The sequence below is a fragment of the Inquilinus sp. KBS0705 genome (genome assembly GCA_005938025.2).
GTDB lineage: Bacteria > Bacteroidota > Bacteroidia > Sphingobacteriales > Sphingobacteriaceae > Mucilaginibacter.
In genome coordinates this window covers 318,803-333,606 of record VCCI02000004.1, presented here as the reverse complement: position 1 = coordinate 333,606, position 14,804 = coordinate 318,803, and the positions used below count along the sequence as shown (strand labels likewise).

The following is a 14,804-nucleotide window of genomic DNA, read 5'->3' as shown; positions in this document are numbered from 1 at the left end:
GGGGCTTGTGCGATTCCCTCCCAACGGGAGGGTGCAGGGAGGGGTTAATAAAGGAATCTAAATTTGAAAGTAGAATTATTTATGTCTAAACTAATTCAATACAATCCCGCGTTAAAACCATTGGCCAGGAAACTTCGAAAGGAAATGACCTTTGGCGAAATACTTCTTTGGAATGAATTGAAAGGAGATAAATTATGGGGGTTAGATTTTGATAGACAAAGATGTGTTGATATTTATATAGTTGACTTTTATTGCAAGGAGTTAATGTTAGCCATTGAGATTGATGGCATGTCGCATAATCACAGGAGGCATTTAACAGAGATGAAATACGGCAGAAGAAGTTAGAGAGCTTTGGCATTAAAGTAATAAGATTTGATGAATCTGTAGTAAAGTACGATTTGATAAATGTGATACGGGCATTAGAGGGCGAAATCATCTCCATTATTAAAAGCGATAAATCTATTAAACTTCCGAAAAATTTTCCTTTCGAAGTTTTGGATAGCTGATTAACCCCTTCCTCCTCCTTCCCGAGGGAAGGAATCGCACAGCCCTACGCTGTGATCGGTAAATTGAATAGTCTGCTGCTTATAAATTAATTTAAATTCGTGTAATTAAAATTAATTCAGGTAATTAGTATTCATGGCTAAACTTAACCTTGACAGGCAGGAAAGCGACTTTTTAAACCAAACCATCAGTCACTGGCAAAAGCACCATGTTATTGATGATGCACAGGCCGATAAGTTACGCAACTCGTACGAAGTAAAGGGGTTCGACTGGATGCGTTTGGCTAAGTATTCAATGTGGGTGGCACTTATTTGCGGGGCTATCGCCATAGGCTCGCTTATTGTGGATGACGCAGTTATAAATTGGATAAAAAAGCTGTACGATACGCCCGATATCATTATCAGTATATTATCAGGCGCCATGGCTGCCGGGCTATTTTATCTTGGCCGCAAACGCGAGCGCCAGTTCCCCGAAAAAGTGTTTAGTAACGAGGCTGTGTTATTTACCGGCGTGCTGTTTACCGCCTGTTGCATAGCCTACCTGGGCAAGACGTTCGATAATGGCTCAGGGCATTATTCGTTGCTTTTCCTGGTATCGGTTTTTGTATATGGTTTTTTGGCCTGGCGCATGCCATCAAGGTTGATATGGCTTTTCGCGCTGGTATCGCTGGGTAGCTGGTTTGGCACCGAAACCGGTTATCAAACCAACTGGGCGCTATACTTTTTAGGGATGAATTACCCGTTGCGCTTTGTAGTGTTTGGCTTGTTGCTGGTAAGCGCATGCCATGTATTAAAAAATCGTAAATGGTTTGCCTGGTTTTGGGAGCTTACCTATGTGGTGGGCATGCTTTACCTTTTTATGTCGTTATGGTTGTTAAGTATTTTTGGCAACTATGGCAGTTTAGATGTGTGGTGGAGCATTAAGCAGATCACTTTATTTTATTGGGGCATCATATCTGCCGTGGTAGCGGGCCTGTTTTTGTTATACGGCTTAAAGTTTAAAGATGCCATAGCCCGCGAGTTTGGCATTACCTTTTTGATCATATTCCTGTACACTAAATACTTCGAATACTTTTGGGATCATACCAATAAAACGGTTTTCTTTTCCGTCCTGGCTTTATCCTTTTGGCTGGTTGGCCGCAAGGCAGAGAAGATATGGAATATCAATACCAAAGCATCGCAAACAGCCGATGAGGCTAATGTTTAATGGTGCTTAAAATAAATTAAATAAAGCTGCTTAAATATATGGTAAGCCGCAAAGGCGAAGAACAGTATCGCTATGGATATATCTATTACACGTGTGCTCAGTTCAAACTTCTTTTGCACAAAACCGGCAAACTTGGCGTATAAAAACAAGGCTAAAAACGCACCCCCTGCCGAACCTATGCTAAATATCACCAGGGCTAAGCGGCCATCCTCAATCCATTGGTGGGTAATAAGGTAAGTGCCTGTAACCATCCAAAAAGGTATTTGCATAGGATTTAGAAAACCTAATAATATGCCGTATTTGATACTGGCATGGTTAGAGTAGGTTGTTTTTGGTGGTTTATTGCGATTGCGCCAGGTAATTAAGCCCAGAGTACCAAATAATACCACCATCACCCAGTCTATAATGGTATCTAATCTCACCTCTTCCGATAGCCATTTAGCGCCTTGCATTACAAAATAGGTAAAGAAAAACTCTACACACGAAAATGCGATAATAAACTGAAGGGCCTGTTTTAAACCCCTGTTTATAGTTATCTGTATAAGCGTAAGATTGATGTTACCGGGTGGTATATAACCTATAAAATTAGCTATAACCCCGATAAAAAAGGTCAGGAATATCATTGCTTCAAATATAATAAAATAATGGCTGCGTAAATTCTGCCTATTTATGCGGATTGTAAAACAGGTAAATTCGCATATTTGCAAAATGTCTGCACCATCGCAATTTTCTGTATTGTTTGCCCAACTGCCCGAAGAGTTGCAGGAGCGGGTTGATATTATTCGCCATAAGCTTAAATTTATGGAGAACAAGCCTACTGTGTTTTGTGCAGGGCAAATAGATCCCCTTACTACAGTAAACAACCTGGCCGATATGCTAAACATTGCAGGTGGCACAACTGCTGATAGCCTTGCGACCGACCCTGACATTATTATATTAATGCCCGAAGGTGCATCCGTAGCGCATACTATGGGCGGCATCAACACGCTATTAGCATATCCCGGCTTTGCCGAGTTAAAGGCTGTAAAAAATAACCGCGTTTATATAGCTGACGGCGAAAGATATTTCCACCAGAATGGCGAGGTTATGGTCGAGTCTCTTGAGATTTTGGCCGAGATCATCAATCCAAAACAATTCAATTTTGGCTACGAGGGTGATGCCTGGATAAAGTTTTCACTTTAATAAATATTTTAAAAAGTATTTACACATCTTAAATATTATATTTACGTTTCAAAAAACCTAAATATAATTCTAATGCGTTATTTACTTACCCTTGCGCTTGTAGCGATTGTTACTTTTAATACAATGGCCAATGCACCCAAACCAAATGCACACGATCTGTACATCAGTTGGGAAGTAGTTGATAATAATTACCAAAACAAGGGCCAGGCACTAACCGCGTTGGTGATAACCAATAAGGGTAAAGAAACGCTGCCATCTACCGGCTGGAAGATATATTTTAACTCATCGCGCAATTTTGTGGTTGATGCTGTTAGCGGTAACGCCAAAGTAGAGCAAATAAACGGCGACTTATACAGTATAACACCCAATACCAAATTTACTGCCGTAAAGCCCGGCGAAAGCGGGCGTATTGATTACCTGTGCGAATCTACCGTAGTGAATTTTACCGATGCCATTGAAGGCCCCTACATTGTATGGGATGCCGAACCTAACAAAGGCTACCTGCCGGGCGATTTTACCATTAAACCATACAAACCTACTTATCAGGGCTTGGTTACGCCCGAGGTAATATATAATCAAAATAAAACCATACAGGATATCCCTGCCGCCACTTTGCAAAAGGTATTCCCTACACCGGCCGCTTATACCGAGAGTACAGGATTTTTTAATTTAACCACCGCCATACGCATAACCTATGAGCCGGAATTTAATAAAGAAACCAATGGCTTAATTAAGGACCTGGAAAGCATATTTGGTAAAAAGATAAGCGGCGCGGGCAATGCATCAGGCAAAATGATACTATTGGCTAAAGATGCGAGTTTAGGTGCCGAGGCATACACCTTAACCGTAACCCCTTCGCAAATTAAAATAACAGCGGCCACAACCGCCGGTATATTTTATGGCATCCAATCATTAAAAACACTGATACCTGCAATTGCGCTGGCCAAAACGCCGTCGGCGATAGAGATACCTTGTGTAACCGTTAAAGACGAGCCCCGCTTTGCGCACCGCGCCGTAATGCTGGATGTAGCCCGCAACTTTCAGCAAAAAAGCGAAGTGCTTAAACTGATCACCGGGATGGCTCTGTACAAATTAAACGTACTGCACCTGCATTTAACGGATGATGAAGGCTGGAGGATAGAAATACCATCCCTGCCGGAGTTAACTGGCGTAGGCTCTAAACGCGGCCACACATTGGATAGTAAGGGCTTTTTACCTGCCTCACATGGTTCGGGCCCCGATTTTACCAATACAGCGGGTAGCGGCTATTACACCAAGGCCGATTACATCGAGATTTTAAAATACGCCACCGAGCGCCACATCACCGTTATTCCCGAGATAGAATCTCCCGGCCATGCGCGTGCCTCTATCAAGGCTATGGATGCCCGTTACGAGCGTTTAATGGCTGCAGGCGACAAAGCTGGTGCCGAACGCAATTTGCTGCGCGATATGAATGACAAATCGGATTACCGCTCGGTACAGTATTGGAACGATAATGTGATAGATGTAGCGCTGCCATCAACCTATAACTATGTAGAGACTGTAGTTGACGATTTGGTTGCCATGTATAAAGAAGCAAATGCACCCCTGCAAACCATACATTTTGGTGGCGATGAAGTCCCCGCGCATGTTTGGGAGAAATCACCTGCATTTTTGGCCCTGCAGGTAAGCCACCCCGAAATAAAAAGTACAAACGACCTGTGGTATTATTTTTATGGCAGGGTAAACGATATTTTAAAAAAGAAGAACCTGGTATTATCGGGCTGGGAAGAGATGGCCCTGCGCAAAACTAATTTAGACGGTAAACCGACCTACGTGGTAAATCCGCAGTTTTTAAATGACGATATGCGCGTTGATGTTTGGAACAATGTATTGGGCGATGGGCAGGAAGACCTGGCCTACAAGCTGGCAAATGGCGGCTATAAAGTAGTGCTTACCTGTGTAACCAACCTGTATTTTGATATGGCCAACGATAAATCGTACGACGAGCCGGGCTATTACTGGGGCACTTACCTGGGTATAGATAAATTCTTCTCTTTTATCCCTTACGATTATTTTAAAAACGCCGATGTAGATAAAAATGGGCAGCCTGTAAACCGCAACCTGTTTATAGGCAAGCAGCGTTTAACCGACTATGGTAAAAGCAATATACTTGGCCTGCAAGGTGCCCTTTGGGCCGAAACGGTTAAGGGCGGCGAGCGCATGGAGTATATGATATTCCCTAAACTGCTGGCATTAGCCGAGCGGGCGTGGTCGCCGGACCCGGCATGGGCTACCGAAAAGGATGCCGCTAAAAGTCAGCTATTATACGATGCGGATTGGAGCAAGTTCCTGAATATTTTAGGTAAGCGCGAACTGCCGCGTTTGGCGTATTACACCGGCGGTTTCCATTACCGTATACCCAAACCGGGCGTTATTTACCAGGATGGCAAATACTTTAGCAATATTCAATATCCCGGTTTAACTGTACGCTACACTACTGATGGCAGCGAGCCTACAGCAAGCAGCCCTGTTTACCGTGCACCGGTTGAAGCCACAGGGCCAGTAAAATTCAGGGCGTTTGATGTAAAGGGCCGCGGCGGTAACGTTGCCGATAGCGAAGCGAAAGCGACCATAGCGCAGTAATAGGATATTATTGCCGCATCGCGCCGGCGCTCCTCAATGACAAATTGGTTTGATAAGTAATATTTACAAGCCCAAATTCACGCCAAAAAAGTAGCTGCGTAATGGCGCTGCGTTAAAATAGCGGTTGCCTATAGCGTTCAGATCGTTGCCGAGGCTGTATTTTTGATTAAGCAGGTTGTCTGATCCTGCATAAAGCTCCAGCCTTGTTTTAAGGCCCAGTTTGTGCCCCCAGCTGGCTTTAGCCTGCATTAAATGATACTTAGCCGCGTAAACGGTGTTGGCATCGTTAAGCGGAATGTTGGAGGTATAGTTATGCTGCACAAATACCGAAAAATACTTTGGTAATGCCACTATCAACGATGACACCATCACTTCGCGCGGTACGCCGGTTAGTTTATTGCCCGAGTAGCTGGTGCCCGCCACATTGTAATCCCTAAAGTTAAAACGACTTAGCGTTAGCGACGTGTTAAACTGCAACCCGCGTATAAAATGTTCGGTATTTTGGCGGATGAGCCAGTCGGTAAAGGCCAATTCCAGTCCTTTTTGGTTGGTACCGCCCGAGTTGATGTAATATTCTGTTTCATCGGGGTTTAATCGGCGAACGATGGAATTATCCAGGCGGTAATAAAATACCGACGCATCCAAAAGCATGGTTTCGTCGCTGTTACGCAAACGCAGGCCGGTTTCATAGTTCCAGCCAAACTGTGCCTGTAAAGCAGTATTTACAATATTGCTGGTTGGCCTCACCTCGGCAGTAGTAGGGGTAGAGTAGCCACGACTAACCGATGCGCGCCATATAAAATCATTCAGAATTTGGTACGACAAAGCTAAACGCGGCATTAGCTCGGCACTAAAATCGCGGTTAGTGGCGGTAGCCTCGTTAAGTGGGTACACATTACGAAACTTGTAACCATAATAATTTAAGCTTACGGCAGCCTCGGCATGCAGGCGTTTATAAATATCGGCCGCATAGCGTACAAAAAAGAAATGCTGGTTGCTGTTTATGCGGTCTATTTTTTGGGTGGTATCCCTAACACCTTTGTTGTTGCCATAGTTGCTGATGAGCGAATTGGTTTGTTCCCATTCCAGCCCTAAATTAAGTTTCCAGTTGAGGTTTTCCTGCGGGATGCCGGCGAGTTCAAAATAAGTGCGCGCGCCAAATGTAGTTTCGTTGCGCTGCTCATAATTAGTAATGAAGGGGTTTTCAAAATCAACATGGTTGCCAAATACAGCCAGTACACTGCGTATACGGTCGGTTAGGTGGGCCTCGTTTACCAGCCCGCCCAACAGCATTTTAGTGTTGATGCGTATTTTTTGATCGATAGCCCCTGGTACAAATTTAGTTGCGGGGCGGGCCTGAGTTGGGTCGGCGTTGTATTGGTCGATAGTTAGGCCGCCGGGTGTTTGGTAATCCAGGTCGGAATAAAGTGCAAGCGCTTTCAGCTCGTTATGTTTACCGTAAAACCAGCTATTATTGGCATTTAGGTAAATGCGGTGCATGCGGCTGTTTTGACGGTAGCCATCGTAGTTTTGGTACGACTGATCGAGGTTGAAGCGGTAGTTGCTGCCGCTTTGCTGTAGCGATGCCTTTTGATGAAACAACCCATACGAGCCTCCATTTACACCCAGCGAAAGGTAATTACTATCTGTACGCCCACCCACTACAGGGCTTATTAATACCACCCCGCCAGAATTGGCACCAAACAGGCTACCATCGGGGCCTTTTAATATCTCGATATTGCGGATGTTGCCAATGTCGATAGCGTTTAGATAAGTATTGCCGCCTGCATCGGTTAGCGGTATCTCGTCAAAATATATCTTTACATCCCTTACCCCAAATGGCGAGCGCAGTAAACTACCCCTAATAGACAAGCGGTAACTGCCCGGCGAACGCTCTTCGGCCCTGACGCCCGGTACGGTATTTAACGCGGTAACAAAAGAAATATCGGGTTGTATTTTTAATTGTGCTGCGCCTAATACACTTACCGATGCAGGCACACTAAGCACAGGCTGTGTAGATAAATAGGCTTTAACGGTAACGGGCTGTAATTGCTTTGTGGTATCGGGCTGGCTTGCCGGCTTGTTTTGTGCCGATAGGCTGGCGCTAAACAAAGCTAATAACAGGGTGGGCAGTGTGCGGGTCATCATACAAAGCTAAGCTAACAAAATAGCCCTTGCAAAACAGCTGCTGCAAAAAGTAATATTTGTTTAGCTACTTTGCCCTAACCCGCCATATTTTATTACCCGAATCATCTGCCACTAATAATGAGCCGTCTTTGGCAACTGCAACACCAACCGGGCGGCCATAAACCTCTTGCTTGGCGCTATCAGCAATAAAGCCGGTTAAAAAATCGACCATCTTATTGGCCGGTTTATTATTACTGAAAGGCAGGAAAGTTACCTTATAACCCGACAATACCGACCGGTTCCACGAGCCGTGCTGGCCAATAAAAGCACCATTAATATATTGCTGCGGGAAGTTTTTGCCGGTATAAAATGCTAATCCTAATGATGCCGTATGCGCGCCTAATGCAAAATCAGGCGTAATGGTTTTGGCTACCATATCCGGGCGTTTTACCTTTAGGCGCGGGTCTTCGTGCTTGCCAAAATAGGCCCAGGGCCAGCCGTAAAAACCATTTTCTTTAACGCTGGTCAGGTAATCGGGCACCAGTTCGTCGCCAAGGTCATCGCGTTCGTTTACAACGGTGTATAAAACGCCTGTGCCGGGCTGCACATCTATACCGGCAGGGTTGCGCAAGCCGCTTGCATATACGCGCTCGCCGGTGCCATCGGGGTTAATTTCTAAAATATCAGCACGGCGTACCTCGTTTTCCATTCCATGATCTGCCACGTTTGTACCCGAGCCTACCGATACAAATATTTTTGTGCCGGTGGCGTTTACACGTAAGTTGCGTGTCCAGTGGTTATTGTAGCCACCCGCAGGTAGTGCCAGTATCATTTTACCGGGTGTGGTAATGCGGGTTTGGCCTGGTAAATAATCATATTTCCATAAGCCATCGGTATTGGCTACATAAAAGGCATTGCCTAATATCAGCATACCATACGGCTGGTTCAGGTTACTTAAAAAGGTTTGTTTCTTTTCAGGTACGCCATCGCCGTCGGCATCCCTAAAAAGGGTAATACGGTTGGCGCTTTTACCTAAATTTTGCGAAGCAGCCGCGCCTATAATAGTAGCACCTATTTTTTTAATACCCTTTAATTCGGTGTTAGCTTCGGCTACTAATATGTCGCCGTTAGGCGCTATATAAATATTGCGCGGATTATTTAAACCGTCGCCAAATAGGCTTACAGTAAAGCCTTGTGGTGCAACGGGGGTTTTACCCTTGGGCCAGCCAATTACCTTGCAATAGTTACGTGCAGATTTTGTTTGATACGGCGCCGGCAGGTTTACCTGTTGTTGTACATCGGTATTTAACCTGTAGGCTTTAGTCAGATCGGCTTTCTTTTGCTTGCAGGCTGTAATAATAAATAAACAAGCGGCTAAGTACAATAACTGGTATTTCATAGGCGGTATTAAATATAGCAACCTGGCGCGGTTTATTTTTGTTTTATTGGCGTAGGTAATTACTTATATATCACCTGCAAAGCGATGCAACATCGCTAAAAAAGTATATTTTTGAAATTAAAGTTACACAGCTATAATGCCATTTACCCGGTCGGTCAGTTTTAAAATTCTATTATCGGCAATTATACTGTTGGTTACGCTGCAAACCAGGGCGCAAACCTGTAACGGCAGCCTGGGCGACCCGGTAATAAATGAAACCTTTGGGGCCGGATCAACCTTTGGCACCGGGCCCGCTTTACCCGGCACGGTAACCAATTATACCTATACATCGCAATCGTGCCCGGGGGACGGCTTTTACACTATTGAAACCGGCATAGGCACCTGTTTTAACGCCTGGGATATAGTACCACACGACCATACAGGTGATAAAAATGGCTACATGATGGTGGTTAATTCATCGTATGCCCCCGGAGTGTTTTATACACAAAAAGCCAGCGGCCAGGTATTGTGCCCTAATACCACCTATGAGTTTGCAGCCTGGATATTAAACCTGATACGCGGGGTAAACAGGCCCGAAATTAAGCCTAATATCACTTTTAGTATTGAAACAGTAAGCGGGAGAGTGCTTAAAACTTATCCAACAGGCGATATACCGTCTGAGGAGGTGGCTACATTTCATCAATATGGCACATTATTTACCACGCCTGCTACCGGCGAGGATATTATCGTAAAAATGATAAATAACGCGCCCGGCGGTAACGGAAACGACCTGGTGTTAGATGATATTACCTTTAGGCCATGCGGGCCAATTATTACCACCGGTTTTGGCGTACTGGGCGGTACCAAAACAAAAGACCAATGCGAGCACGAGAATGGCAATTACACTTTAAAAGGTTCGCAGGTGGGGTACATCAACCCGGTTTACCAGTGGCAATATTATGATGATGTAGCAAAGCTTTGGAAAGATGCCGCCAACGGTACCACCACATCGCTAAATGTAGCATTGCCCAATGCAACAGCGGGTATATACCAATACCGCCTGGGCGTTTTAGAGGCCGGTGCATCTATCAATTGCCGCATATACTCGGCACCGCTTACTATAAATGTGAACAAGCTGCCGGTTGCCAACGTGGCGGCTACAACTACTGTTTGTTTTGGGCAGGAGCTGAGGCTAAGTGCTACAGGTGGGGCTACTTACAGATGGACTGGCCCCAACGGATATACCTCAACAGATAATTCGCCGCTTGTAAGCCCAAGTGCCAATACCAGTTTTAATGGGGTATATACAGTAACCGTAACGTCCGACAAAGGCTGCTCTACGGTAGCATCAACAACAGTTACGGTATTGCCAAAGGTGCAAGCTACGGTTAGTGGGGGCGGTGTTATATGCGAAGGCGACGAGACCCCCTTAACAGCTACCGGAGGTGCCAATTATACATATAAATGGACACCCGCTACCGGCCTTGACCACGACGATATACCCAACCCTATAGCCAAGCCCGCCGAAACCACCACCTACCATTTGAAGATAGATAACGGCGCCTGCACCGACGAAAGCTACACGGTAACGGTAGTGGTGATAAAAAGGCCCCATGCCGATGCCGGGGCCGATGTGAGCATACAAGAGGGCGAAAGCATACAACTCAACGGCACCGTTTCGGGTGATAATGTTAAATTTTACTGGACACCTGATGGCCACATCGCCAACGCGCTTACACCTACACCAACGGTAAGCCCGGTAGAGAACACCACGTATACGCTGCATGTAGAGTCGCAGGATAATTGCGGTGTGGTAACGGATGATGTTTTTGTGCGGGTGTTTAAAAAAATAACCATTCCTAACACCTTCTCGCCAAATAACGATGGTATTAACGACCTGTGGAATATTGATCAGCTAAGCACCTATCCCGAAAGTGTACTTACTGTGTACACCCGCAGCGGCAGCGAAGTTTACCACACCACGGGATATGCAAAACCCTGGAATGGTATATTCCAGGGCAGGCAGTTACCCGTAGGGGTATATTATTACGTTATCGACCTGAAGAACGACACCCCAAAAAGATCGGGTTGGGTAATGCTGGTGAGGTAGTTACTTTTGCTTGCCTAAAATATAATTTAAACCTATTTGGTAAGTGCTTTGCTTTTGATCAAATGAGCTATCATAATTTATATAGCCCCCTTGAACATGATAGGCATATACCTGTACACGTTTATTAACCAAAACGCCAAGCTTATAAGCCGGTGAGTTTATAAATTGATAAAACTGAAATGGGTTGCGCCCATAGTTGGCTTCCGAACCATCTTGCTCCTCGTATATGTGGTTTGTATAGCTGTAATGACTTATATCGAAACCAAAGGTTGCAAAAACTTTAAAGTTATCGGCATTGTAAAAGTTATATGAAACCTGCGGCGTTGCCGATACTATTACCTGATTGTAGCCATAATGTATGCCTTTGTAAGGATATATCTTATTGTCATATATCGATTCGTATTTACCCAGTGTTACACTAAGTTCTAATGTAACCACAACGCGGCGGGTGTTAGGGTTAGCATAAACATTAAAGCCTACCAACGCTTTTGGTAAAACAGATGAATAGGGTTTACCGCCATTAGCCAGGTACAAGTCAACGGGTGTTATTTTTGATATACTTGCAGCAACACCAGCATAAACGTCAAAGTTGGATGCATCATCGCTATTTATTTTTTTTCGCAGGTCTGCATTGCTTAATCCGTTCATTTTGCTCGCTATTTTAAGCAACACAATTTTATTGTAATTAGCATCTTCCATCATGCTTTGCAACTTATCGTCCATTACGCCGGCCTTTAATGCAATTGAGGTTAATTGTTGCAGATAAGTGTTTTCGTTAACGGTGCGGCCTTTAAAGCGGTCTACCACATCGGGGTTATAGTATACGCGGTATACTAATTCGTGGTAGGTATTATCACTATGGTCGTTATAAAAAAAGCGTGACTTTATAGCGTCGGTATATTCATAAAAATTTATGGTTTTACCTTTTTGTAAAACCTTTAAAAAAACATCGCCCACAAAAAAACTGGTATCCCTGCCTGCAAGCACACGATTCTCATACGTCTCATCGCGACTAATAGGGCCGGTATATTTTTGATACTCTTCGCGGTTATCAATACTAAAATAGCTGATAGTAGCCGGTGTATACTTGTTGATTTTTGCATCGGCTGTCTTAAAGTTAATTGCACCGGGGTTGTTATCCCATTCCTGGTAGTCAACCATCCCACGAATGGTATCGCCCTTTAAAGTTACTATATAACCAGGTTTAAAATTACTTTGCGCAAAGGCAATGGCAGGGAGCAGCAATACTGCTAATAACAGTTTGTAAAGTTTTTTCATAAATTGGGTTTAGGCTGGTATAAATAAAAGTTTTGCGGGTTATTTTTTCTTTTTACCCAGGCCGTTTATGCGGCTTACTATGTCAAATATAGCGCTTTTCATACCCCGATTCTTCAATCATCTTTTGAAGCCTGTCGGTTAGTACATTGTATTTAAAAGCAAGGTCATACAACTGTTTCATGTAGGTATTTTCGTTAACCGTACGGCCCCTAAACATGTTTACCTTATTGCTATCGTAATAAACGCGATAACCTAATTCTTTTGGGGTTTCGCTGTTTTTTTCCGTGTAGTAAAAACGATCTTTTATATGGTCCGAGTAGGAGTAAAGGGTCATTTTTTCGCCTCTTTGCAATACCCTTACAAATACGGTGTCCATCCTAAAGGTGCTGTCCCTTTCGTTGCCTACCCTGTTTTCGGCATCCAATCAAGTGTTATAGGGCCTTCATAATGCTGATAAGCCTCCAGTCCGTTTATATCAAAATACAAGGTATTGGCAGGGGTTAATTCCTGTACAGCAGCATTAAGGTCGGTTTTAAATTTTACTTTCCGGGGGTTACTATCCCATCCCCTGTAGTCAAAAAAGCCTTGTATGGTATCGCCTTTTAGGGTAACCACGTAGCCGGGTTTAAAGTTGCTTTGTGCTATCGACAGCAATGGCAACAGCAACATTGCCGCCAATAAGCGTAAAGGTTTCATCAAATAGTATTAAATAGTATGGGTGAAGATAAATAAATATTATTGAATAGGGGATAACCTAAAACTTTATGAACTTATCTATCTGTTCATCAGTGTATCGCAGGGTATCTTCGGCGGTTAGGGCACCGGCTACATCTACCTCTTTACGTATGTTGGGGATGTGTATTTTTAGCGCCATTACATTAAGGTGTAAGTAGTGGCAAACCCCGGTAAAGTGGTCTATGCCGCGGATGTTGCCGTATTTGCCCGATGATATACCCACCAGCGCGGCTTTTTTATCGTAAAAGCTTTCGGGGAAGCTGCAAGCGTCAATAAAAACCTTCAGCACCCCCGGGAAACTGCCATTGTACTCGGGTATTATAAATATAAACTTTTGGGTAGCGGTTATCAGCTCCTGTATCTTTTCAAATTCGGGGCTGCGTTTGCCGTACAGGTCGGTTTGTATCAGGTTGGGAGGGAGCCCGGCTAAAGATAGCAGCGTACTTTGCTGGCCTTTTTGCGCCATCCGGTTTTGATAATACTGGGCCACTTTTAAGGTGGAACTGCCGGGGCGGTTAGTAGATGCTATGATAGTGACCATGTTAATTATTGAATTATTGAATGATGGAGTTATTGAATTAATTATAGAAGGATTGAATTATTGAGTTTTTTATTAAACTAAACTTTTGAAATGTATATCAAAACAAATCAATAATTCATTAAATCAATAATTCGCTAATTCAATCCCTCAATCCTTCAATATTTTGTTTGTAAGTTGCCGTTTACTGTGGATTTCGGAATTATTAAAATCCGTATCTTTAGCGGCGGACAGAAAAACACTACAAACATAAAAATTAATGCTTTGGTTTTTCGTTACAATAAACCGCAGATAAAAATTTTTGGAGATATAGAATGAGTAAAATTATTGCTTTAGCCAATCAAAAGGGTGGCGTCGGAAAAACTACATCATCAATTAACCTGGCTGCAAGCTTAGCCGTATTGGAATACAGAACTTTACTGGTAGATGCCGACCCGCAGGCCAACTCAACTTCGGGCATTGGTTTCGACCCGCGCAACATAAAAAATAGCATATACGAGTGTATCATCAACGATATTAACCCCCATGATGCTATCCAGAAAACAGATACCCCAAACCTTGACCTGCTACCCGCGCATATTGACCTGGTAGGGGCCGAGATAGAAATGATAAACCTGCCCAACCGCGAGTATAAAATGAAAGCCGTTTTAGAAAGCATACGCGATGAGTACGATTTTATTATAATAGATTGCTCGCCATCGTTGGGTTTAATTACCATAAACGCCCTTACCGCTGCCGACTCGGTTATCATACCCGTACAATGCGAGTATTTTGCGTTAGAGGGATTGGGCAAATTGTTAAACACTATTAAAATTGTACAATCGCGTTTAAATACCGCCCTGCAAATTGAGGGGATATTGTTAACCATGTACGATGTAAGGCTAAGACTATCTAACCAGGTGGTTGACGAGGTGCGCACGCATTTTGAAGACATGGTGTTTGATACCATTATACAACGCAACACCCGCTTAAGCGAAGCGCCAAGCTTTGGCGTATCGGTAATTATGCACGATGCCAATTGCAAGGGCGCGGTAAATTACCTTAACCTGGCCCGCGAAATTGTACGCAAAAACGGCCTGGTTAAAGATGAAGCTTTGGCCACTACCGAAACAGTTTAACCT

12 protein-coding genes and 1 pseudogene are annotated in these 14,804 nt (G+C 43.9%); 6 read left to right on the top strand and 7 right to left on the bottom strand.

Features of this window, described 5'->3' with window-relative positions; genetic code table 11:
- Positions 1-81: 81 nt before the first annotated feature.
- Positions 82-506: pseudogene (locus FFF34_018175) on the top strand (DUF559 domain-containing protein).
- Between the two features lie 133 nt (positions 507-639).
- Entirely contained in the window at positions 640-1,710 is a 1,071-nt protein-coding gene (locus FFF34_018170) for a DUF2157 domain-containing protein (GenBank protein ID TSD63518.1), read from the top strand.
- Here FFF34_018170 and FFF34_018165 read toward each other — a convergent pair.
- Positions 1,707-2,333 (bottom strand): lysine transporter LysE, encoded by a 627-nt coding sequence (locus tag FFF34_018165; GenBank protein ID TSD63517.1) that lies wholly within the window; start codon positions 2,331-2,333, stop codon positions 1,707-1,709. The two genes, FFF34_018170 and FFF34_018165, sit on opposite strands and share 4 nt — an antisense overlap.
- 85 nt (positions 2,334-2,418) lie before the next feature.
- On the opposite strand from FFF34_018165, the gene FFF34_018160 reads away from it, so the two are divergent.
- Positions 2,419-2,892 (top strand): hypothetical protein, encoded by a 474-nt coding sequence (locus tag FFF34_018160; GenBank protein TSD63516.1) that lies wholly within the window; start codon positions 2,419-2,421, stop codon positions 2,890-2,892.
- A 72-nt stretch (positions 2,893-2,964) separates the two neighbouring features.
- Entirely contained in the window at positions 2,965-5,517 is a 2,553-nt protein-coding gene (locus FFF34_018155) for a family 20 glycosylhydrolase (protein ID TSD63515.1), read from the top strand.
- A 63-nt stretch (positions 5,518-5,580) separates the two neighbouring features.
- Here the strand turns inward: FFF34_018155 and FFF34_018150 are convergent, their stop codons facing one another.
- Both FFF34_018150 and FFF34_018145 read right to left on the bottom strand, forming a co-directional pair.
- The gene (locus FFF34_018150; protein ID TSD63514.1) at positions 5,581-7,665 is read right to left on the bottom strand and encodes a TonB-dependent receptor; all 2,085 of its coding nucleotides are present in this window, start codon (positions 7,663-7,665) and stop codon (positions 5,581-5,583) included.
- 64 nt (positions 7,666-7,729) lie between these two features.
- Positions 7,730-9,043 (bottom strand): sorbosone dehydrogenase family protein, encoded by a 1,314-nt coding sequence (locus tag FFF34_018145; GenBank protein TSD63513.1) that lies wholly within the window; start codon positions 9,041-9,043, stop codon positions 7,730-7,732.
- A gap of 136 nt (positions 9,044-9,179) precedes the next feature.
- Here FFF34_018145 and FFF34_018140 point away from each other — a divergent pair, with 136 nt between their 5' ends.
- Positions 9,180-11,132 carry a T9SS type B sorting domain-containing protein gene (locus FFF34_018140; protein TSD63512.1) on the top strand — a complete coding sequence of 651 codons (1,953 nt, stop codon included), beginning with the start codon at positions 9,180-9,182 and terminating at the stop codon, positions 11,130-11,132.
- Here the strand turns inward: FFF34_018140 and FFF34_018135 are convergent, their stop codons facing one another.
- The 4 genes from FFF34_018135 to FFF34_018120 form a co-directional block, all read right to left on the bottom strand.
- On the bottom strand, positions 11,133-12,410 hold the full coding sequence (locus FFF34_018135; GenBank protein TSD63511.1) for a hypothetical protein: 1,278 nt from the start codon (positions 12,408-12,410) through the stop codon (positions 11,133-11,135).
- An 82-nt stretch (positions 12,411-12,492) separates the two neighbouring features.
- The gene (locus FFF34_018130) at positions 12,493-12,834 is read right to left on the bottom strand and encodes a hypothetical protein (protein ID TSD63510.1); all 342 of its coding nucleotides are present in this window, start codon (positions 12,832-12,834) and stop codon (positions 12,493-12,495) included.
- The gene (locus tag FFF34_018125; protein ID TSD63509.1) at positions 12,813-13,106 is read right to left on the bottom strand and encodes a hypothetical protein; all 294 of its coding nucleotides are present in this window, start codon (positions 13,104-13,106) and stop codon (positions 12,813-12,815) included. Before FFF34_018125 ends, FFF34_018130 begins: the two co-directional genes overlap by 22 nt.
- A 58-nt stretch (positions 13,107-13,164) precedes the next feature.
- A complete protein-coding gene (locus FFF34_018120; protein TSD63508.1) occupies positions 13,165-13,686 on the bottom strand; it encodes an NAD(P)H-dependent oxidoreductase in 522 nt (173 codons plus the stop codon).
- 311 nt (positions 13,687-13,997) lie between these two features.
- Between FFF34_018120 and FFF34_018115 the strand changes: the two genes are divergently transcribed.
- On the top strand, positions 13,998-14,801 hold the full coding sequence (locus tag FFF34_018115) for a ParA family protein (protein ID TSD63507.1): 804 nt from the start codon (positions 13,998-14,000) through the stop codon (positions 14,799-14,801).
- The last annotated feature ends 3 nt before the right edge of the window (positions 14,802-14,804 follow it).

Coding starts and splice junctions, on each gene's coding strand:
- FFF34_018165 (TSD63517.1), bottom strand. CDS start 2,333: ATGATATTCCTGACCTTTTTTATCGGGGTTATAGCTAATTTTATAGGT.
- FFF34_018135 (TSD63511.1), bottom strand. CDS start 12,410: ATGAAAAAACTTTACAAACTGTTATTAGCAGTATTGCTGCTCCCTGCC.
- FFF34_018155 (TSD63515.1), top strand. CDS start 2,965: ATGCGTTATTTACTTACCCTTGCGCTTGTAGCGATTGTTACTTTTAAT.
- FFF34_018115 (TSD63507.1), top strand. CDS start 13,998: ATGAGTAAAATTATTGCTTTAGCCAATCAAAAGGGTGGCGTCGGAAAA.
- FFF34_018145 (TSD63513.1), bottom strand. CDS start 9,043: ATGAAATACCAGTTATTGTACTTAGCCGCTTGTTTATTTATTATTACA.
- FFF34_018160 (TSD63516.1), top strand. CDS start 2,419: ATGTCTGCACCATCGCAATTTTCTGTATTGTTTGCCCAACTGCCCGAA.
- FFF34_018125 (TSD63509.1), bottom strand. CDS start 13,106: ATGAAACCTTTACGCTTATTGGCGGCAATGTTGCTGTTGCCATTGCTG.
- FFF34_018170 (TSD63518.1), top strand. CDS start 640: ATGGCTAAACTTAACCTTGACAGGCAGGAAAGCGACTTTTTAAACCAA.
- FFF34_018150 (TSD63514.1), bottom strand. CDS start 7,665: ATGATGACCCGCACACTGCCCACCCTGTTATTAGCTTTGTTTAGCGCC.
- FFF34_018140 (TSD63512.1), top strand. CDS start 9,180: ATGCCATTTACCCGGTCGGTCAGTTTTAAAATTCTATTATCGGCAATT.
- FFF34_018120 (TSD63508.1), bottom strand. CDS start 13,686: ATGGTCACTATCATAGCATCTACTAACCGCCCCGGCAGTTCCACCTTA.